The sequence below is a fragment of the Limnospira sp. genome, from assembly GCF_051859755.1.
GTDB classification, from domain to species: domain Bacteria; phylum Cyanobacteriota; class Cyanobacteriia; order Cyanobacteriales; family Microcoleaceae; genus Limnospira; species Limnospira fusiformis.
On sequence record NZ_JBIMLI010000203.1, the window covers coordinates 1 to 5,683 of the forward strand.

Here is a 5,683-nt window from a genome sequence, read left to right on the forward strand (position 1 = left end):
AGGGATGACATGAATAAAGAATGTTGTGACGATTTGATTAAAATGACTAGGGAAATCCATAAAGCCCTAGGGGTAAGGAAGTTGCTAGATAAGAGTTTCCAGATTCCGGCTAATATGATGATACCAGAGGGACGGGGAAATCACATAAATAAAGATTATTTGGAAATCATGTCTGACCTGTTTAAAACCATAGATAATTATGGCTTTGATGCTCCGGTTACCGTGACGGTTCAGGATACTAACAAAGCCCAAGAAGGCGACCAGTCTATTGAGTTAAAGTTTAATTCATTGGGGGCAATATTAAAGGCTCAGACTGAGCTTTTGATTGAGTTAAAAGGTGATAGCGCCAACCGGCTAAATATTCAGATTCGTTTAGCCTATATAATGACGAGAATGTATAGAACTTTGGCTAAGTTGTATTATCGAACGTCGGCGATTTTAGACGGGTTGGGAATTCCCATTATCTCGAAAGTGGTTACGTTGCCAATTGAGTTTAATGTGTTTGGTAAAAAACACTGGGGGGCTGGAAAGGGTTTTGGAAAGGATAACAAGAAAGGTCAGGAGCCTAAACTTGATTTGAATGATGAAGACACGACGGAAGCCATGCTGCCAGATTTGTTGGAGATTCACGACTATGAAATAGAGGTTGATGAGTTTAGGGCTAAAAGTAATGACCTCTATGAGGTTTTAATAGGGATAGCGGCAAAATTAAGGTCATAGTTTTATCATGAGTAAAAGAAGAGCGCCAAGGGGTTCGGGTAATTCCCAGCCGGATTCGGGTGGTGGGAAAAAACCGCCATCGGCAGGACAGGAAAAGGCTAAGTTTAAAAGTGACACTCGGAAAAGAATTGAGGAAGCGATCGCTGTGTTAGATTTCCGGCTGCATCTGGAATATTTAAATGTAGCATCAGCAGTTGGGGGCGGCGACTTTGAAGAGTTTAAACGTTCTTGGTTGATGAATTACTATAACGCCATGACAGCATCTGGGTTTAAGGATAAACCCAAGACAGCCCCCAGTCGGGAACAGCAGCCCCGCCTCATCAAAACTAATGACGAGTTAATGGAGATTCGTGATATTAAATCTGACAACTTGTCTACTGGAAAGTCGCCAAGCCAACGCCGCCGAGAAAGATTGTTGCCCAACAATGACCACGAAATAGGTTAATAAATTATGTCTAATGTTGTAGGTGTAGACCTGAAAGAACTAACTTCAACCGCTGTAGCTGGCAAGGAAATCGCAGCACAATGGTTTAATGCTTTTTCATCTCAACTGTATAAAGAGGTTCAGATTTTAAAATCTTTTAATTTTAAGAAATGGGCCGGAAGTCTTAAAGGTGGTGCCTTAGCTATTGGAGAAAACATCAAAAAAGGCAACTGGGGATTTTTCAAAGATTGGCTATTAGAAGCCCCTATGATTCCTAAAGTAGCAGGGCTTCTAGCGGGTGGTGTAATTGCCGGGACTGTGCTGCTTGTTGGTGGAAAAGCTGTAGGGCTTGTTGGTGCGGGTGTGGGGAGTTTAGTAGCAGCCCACCCGGCTTTTGTAGGCGGTTTTTTGGGGGTAACAGTGCCTACACTAATGGGCAAATTAACCCAAGGAGTTTCTCAAGCGTATAATTTTGATTGGGCAGCATCTGACCAAAAAATGATGGATGATTTAAAACAAGCAGCTAACGCTTTATATGTTCCCTTGGGAGAGACAGTCGGAAAATCTCTGGCTGCTTTAGTTGCAGGCAAGGTAGGAAGCACGGCGACAACAACTCTAAGAATTAGAGAAGGCGCGATCGCCGCCATGTGTATGATTAACCCAACCATTAAGGATACTTTGGTAGAAGCCTTGTCGTCGCTTAGATATGCGGTTCAAGAGGTTGCTAAAAAAGCACTGTTTGTCATAACTTATATTAACACCAGGAAAGTAGCAGCTAAGTTGTTAGATAAGGAGGAGACTTGGGGGAAAGAAGGACAGTCGCCTTTTATCGTTTCTGAAAAGGTAGAGGAAACCTGGTCTAAGATTAAAGCAGATGAATATTTTGACTGGGTAAATGAACAACAGTGGGAGGGTATGGAATCATTAGCCTCTACTTTCTTTGAAACATTAGGGGATTTACTAACAGACCAGGGAACTTATGAGGAGTGGATTCCTGTGTAAATTAATCGGCTGAGAGAGGGAGTATTTATGGCAAATGTTGGAAGGCTAACCCAACAAACTTATATCATGATGGCTCGCCAAAGGCGCATCACGAAACTCTCGGATAAGCGCCCGGAACGAGTCCGAATAGAATTGCAACCCAACTGGGATGTTTACCAACTGCAGCCTGACAGAAAAAACCCAGATTACAAGCTGCTGATGGCGGGTTCCGAGTCAGCTTTGGCATTGCAGTTGTCTCAGCTCGGATGGATGGAGAAGATGATCGATCATCTCCTCAATGCCAGCGACCTAAAATTTGACGACTGGTTTGATGCTTGGGCGGCGGGTTATCCAGAGCTGCGTTATAGATCCAACCCAAAACTCCCCAATTTAAAAACCAACTATCCGGCGAGCAATCTGAGAAACAGCGACGGAGATACCATCCCCAAATGGAGAGGAGACGCGAGTTCTCGCCCGGCTTATATTGAGTGGAAACCTTCTGCCCAAAAAACATCTAAGGAGGTTGGGCTTCACCGAACAATAGAATATTTTCCAGATCGCTCCGAAAACAAATCAGTTGTCTTGACCGGGAACGATAAGGAACTAATTAGGCAAATCCTGCAAATCCACTACGAGGGCAGCGGCAGTAGCGAAAAATCCGATAGCACAGTCTCAACGGGTATCAGTTACCGGGGCGCTCCTAAAGTTGTGCTGTACTTTTTGGAAAGAATTGAGGATGTGGAGAAAGGCTACCGACAACTGGAAGCGAGAGTCGGTTTCCGTTTGGTGGGAAAAACGGAAAATCCAAACGGAGTCGGGGACTTGCTGACGAAAGCCAATATCAGAAGTTTGGCACAAAGAATTTTCCAGCACTTTCTACAGCCCCAGCAGTTCCGGTTCCGCAAAGGAAGGGAATCGGTTAGTTATCGGGACAAATCCTCCGGGTTAGAATCGTTTGTTTTTGCGACCAGCACGGCGGAAGGTGTCAATCTCTACCAGCGCATCTGCCAGGTGATGCAGATCGAGTTTGACAACTCCAAAGTATTTACATCGACCAACCAAAATCCAGCCCAAGCGTTCCCTATCACATCTCCAGAAGTGACGATATTGGGTAACAAAATCAAACCGCCGCGCCGCCGTCCGGTCGGGTACGTCTACTTTAGGGAAGCAAAATTGTTTTTAGAGATGCTCAATGAGCCTATCCTGCTCTGTGACTACAACGGTCATCTATATAGAAATCCCGATTAGAAGACAACCCCAACACTTTTTTTAGACCAAACAAAACTCCTTGCATATCCGGAAACCCTATAGGTTTCCGTATATGTTCCACCTCCTAAAAATGTCTGCTATGAATGAAGTAGTAAGCAGTTTTGAAGCAACAAGGCGGGTATTGGATGCCAAGTTTAGCAGATACGAAAATTTATAGTTGGAATGCGCCCACCCCAGGCGGAACGGGAACCATGACAGTAGCGGCTCGGCTTTCTAATAGATACGATGGCATTGCTGAGGATTTGGGAATGACAGCCCACACAGACGCTAGTCAAGTCACCGCGCAAATGGTAAAGGCAAATCAAGCAGTCAAAGAGGGTCTCTTAATGAAAATGCGGATTAACTATCGGAAAGGTAACAAATATTTTGGGGCTGATATTTATGTACCCACAAACAAAGTTTCTGATGCAATTCAGAAACTACATGGCAAAGCCTGGGATGGCACTGGGCGAATTACTTCCTGCCGCGATCGCATAAGGGCTGATTTTCGTTAATAGAGAAAGGATAAAATATTAATGGCTAGAACACAACTCTGTCAGGCAATGGATGGTACTAAAGTTAGAGTCTTTAGAGCCAGTGCGGTAATGTATACAGCCGGAACTAAAGATGTTTTAGGCGTATCCCCAGTAGAAGAAGCCAACGCTAATGATCCAGTGTATGACACCGGGGAATTAATGCGAACTGGTTTGTTAGTAAGGCTTGCCGTTCAGTGCAACAACGGCACTACCAAACCGCCAATTACTTATAGACTTTTTTGCACAAAGGAAAAAATAAACGAGGCTTTGACGTATTACAATAGTAACGGTAGGACTCTAAATGGTAAGAGCGTCATGAACGCTGGTTTTGAACGCCGCCTAGTTATCAAATAAGGCATGGATTTTACCGACGCTTATGGTGCATGGAAACTGATAGCTTCAAGCTATCAGCCTACCCAAGAATGGATAATTCACAACCCCCCAATTACTGAACACTCATTATTGAGGTTTAAATTTTCAACTGATTGGGGGCGTTGGAAAAATCCCTATGATGGCTATAGGTCAATGCTGCTTATCAGAGGGCATTATCGTGATGATTCTGGGGGTTTTGGCTGGGTAACAGGACAAAGGGCTGTATACGTTACAGAAGAACCACAACTGATTAATTATCCGCCCATAGAAGAATTTACAGATAATTCCTGGACAATTAGAAAGCTAGGAGTCCGCCGCCGGTTTTTCAAAAACGCAACATGGATCGAAAATCATCCTACAATGGATCTAAAGTTTAACGTAATAATTGAGGCTTTTGTAGCTTAACATGAATATCTCTCTCGCTCAATTAATCAACCATCTCCCAGATGGTTCAACCTGAAAAACCTTGCTGGGGTCATTAGGTTCGGAAGCTGAAAACGTAGACGCTACCGTAGAACTTTACGAATTTGTTGAGGCTTTTTACCAGGCACAAGTCGAACGCAACCAACTACCTGATGTTCAACGATTAAACGTAGTTTCTGCTCAGACATTGTTCAATATAGTGTTACAACCGGATGGCTCTGTGACAAGACAGATAGATAGACAATTGTCATTCTACCAAAAATTTGAGAATTCAGGAATTATTAGTAGACCACAATTCTAATTTGCCAACGGTCTAAATTTTTCGGGTGATTGGGAGTCTATCCGAATTACCCGAAAACGAACTACCAGCAATTTTTTCAAAACTTAATTTTAGTTTTTGAAAGTACAGGAGTTTCTAACTTTATGCATCTAGAAATTGAAAAAATTGCTTTAATTATTGGTTGGCTTATTTCTTTTTCGGGAGGTATTTGGTATCTTTCAGCAAAACATACTGAACTCCAAATTAATGTCAAAAAAAATCAAGAAGATATCGATAGATTAAGAAGTTCAGTCAGAAGCGAATGTCGAGGGGACAAACAACTGGTCTGGCTTACTTTAAAACATATTGAAAGATATTTAGCCAAAACCACTGACTATAATGAATTAATCTTAAAAAAAGACAAAACAAACAACGATGAATTCTAATACATTACCTGAGATAGTCAAGCTAGGAACTGATGGAATTACAGTTTTTTTAGTCTGGCAGTTGATGAAACAAAACCAGAAACTAATTACTGAAGTTAACTCCAGAGACAACGAACTAATGAACCTGATATACACAATCCTAAATCAGTCCAGACAGAATCCCACCAGGTTAAGCGATCGCACTAGCCGGATTAACTGTCCCAGGGGAGAAAGCAAGGAGTAAGTTATCAGACTGACCCAATGGAAGGTAGCCTACTGGGAAAATGGACAAAAC

Annotated in this window: 9 protein-coding genes and 1 pseudogene; all 10 read left to right on the forward strand. The window is 42.7% G+C overall.

Annotation, left to right across the window (positions count from 1 at the left end; all coding sequences use genetic code 11):
- Positions 1 to 720: pseudogene (locus tag ACTIE0_RS22260) on the forward strand (hypothetical protein); the annotation flags it as partial.
- A 7-nt stretch (positions 721 to 727) separates the two neighbouring features.
- Positions 728 to 1,165 (forward strand): hypothetical protein, encoded by a 438-nt coding sequence (locus ACTIE0_RS22265; protein WP_006623587.1) that lies wholly within the window; start codon positions 728 to 730, stop codon positions 1,163 to 1,165.
- Positions 1,166 to 1,171: 6 nt separating this feature from the next.
- Positions 1,172 to 2,146 carry a hypothetical protein gene (locus ACTIE0_RS22270; RefSeq protein ID WP_006623226.1) on the forward strand — a complete coding sequence of 325 codons (975 nt, stop codon included), beginning with the start codon at positions 1,172 to 1,174 and terminating at the stop codon, positions 2,144 to 2,146.
- A 27-nt stretch (positions 2,147 to 2,173) separates the two neighbouring features.
- On the forward strand, positions 2,174 to 3,373 hold the full coding sequence (locus tag ACTIE0_RS22275; RefSeq protein WP_006669515.1) for a hypothetical protein: 1,200 nt from the start codon (positions 2,174 to 2,176) through the stop codon (positions 3,371 to 3,373).
- A 146-nt stretch (positions 3,374 to 3,519) separates the two neighbouring features.
- Positions 3,520 to 3,888, forward strand: coding sequence for a hypothetical protein (locus ACTIE0_RS22280; protein ID WP_006669514.1), 369 nt, complete (start codon positions 3,520 to 3,522; stop codon positions 3,886 to 3,888).
- Positions 3,889 to 3,909: 21 nt separating this feature from the next.
- Entirely contained in the window at positions 3,910 to 4,263 is a 354-nt protein-coding gene (locus ACTIE0_RS22285) for a hypothetical protein (RefSeq protein ID WP_006669513.1), read from the forward strand.
- A 3-nt stretch (positions 4,264 to 4,266) separates the two neighbouring features.
- Positions 4,267 to 4,686 (forward strand): hypothetical protein, encoded by a 420-nt coding sequence (locus tag ACTIE0_RS22290; RefSeq protein ID WP_006623223.1) that lies wholly within the window; start codon positions 4,267 to 4,269, stop codon positions 4,684 to 4,686.
- A gap of 61 nt (positions 4,687 to 4,747) precedes the next feature.
- Positions 4,748 to 5,005: a hypothetical protein gene (locus ACTIE0_RS22295; protein WP_006669511.1), complete on the forward strand. Its 258-nt coding sequence runs from the start codon at positions 4,748 to 4,750 to the stop codon at positions 5,003 to 5,005.
- A gap of 122 nt (positions 5,006 to 5,127) precedes the next feature.
- Positions 5,128 to 5,409, forward strand: coding sequence for a hypothetical protein (locus tag ACTIE0_RS22300; RefSeq protein WP_006669510.1), 282 nt, complete (start codon positions 5,128 to 5,130; stop codon positions 5,407 to 5,409).
- On the forward strand, positions 5,399 to 5,632 hold the full coding sequence (locus tag ACTIE0_RS22305; RefSeq protein WP_006623220.1) for a hypothetical protein: 234 nt from the start codon (positions 5,399 to 5,401) through the stop codon (positions 5,630 to 5,632). Before ACTIE0_RS22300 ends, ACTIE0_RS22305 begins: the two co-directional genes overlap by 11 nt.
- Positions 5,633 to 5,683 lie beyond the last annotated feature (51 nt).

Excerpts from the sequence above, each read along its gene's own strand:
- ACTIE0_RS22300 (WP_006669510.1), top strand. The coding sequence starts at position 5,128 with ATGCATCTAGAAATTGAAAAAATTGCTTTAATTATTGGTTGGCTTATT.
- ACTIE0_RS22270 (WP_006623226.1), top strand. The coding sequence starts at position 1,172 with ATGTCTAATGTTGTAGGTGTAGACCTGAAAGAACTAACTTCAACCGCT.
- ACTIE0_RS22275 (WP_006669515.1), top strand. The coding sequence starts at position 2,174 with ATGGCAAATGTTGGAAGGCTAACCCAACAAACTTATATCATGATGGCT.
- ACTIE0_RS22265 (WP_006623587.1), top strand. The coding sequence starts at position 728 with ATGAGTAAAAGAAGAGCGCCAAGGGGTTCGGGTAATTCCCAGCCGGAT.
- ACTIE0_RS22305 (WP_006623220.1), top strand. The coding sequence starts at position 5,399 with ATGAATTCTAATACATTACCTGAGATAGTCAAGCTAGGAACTGATGGA.
- ACTIE0_RS22280 (WP_006669514.1), top strand. The coding sequence starts at position 3,520 with ATGCCAAGTTTAGCAGATACGAAAATTTATAGTTGGAATGCGCCCACC.
- ACTIE0_RS22290 (WP_006623223.1), top strand. The coding sequence starts at position 4,267 with ATGGATTTTACCGACGCTTATGGTGCATGGAAACTGATAGCTTCAAGC.
- ACTIE0_RS22285 (WP_006669513.1), top strand. The coding sequence starts at position 3,910 with ATGGCTAGAACACAACTCTGTCAGGCAATGGATGGTACTAAAGTTAGA.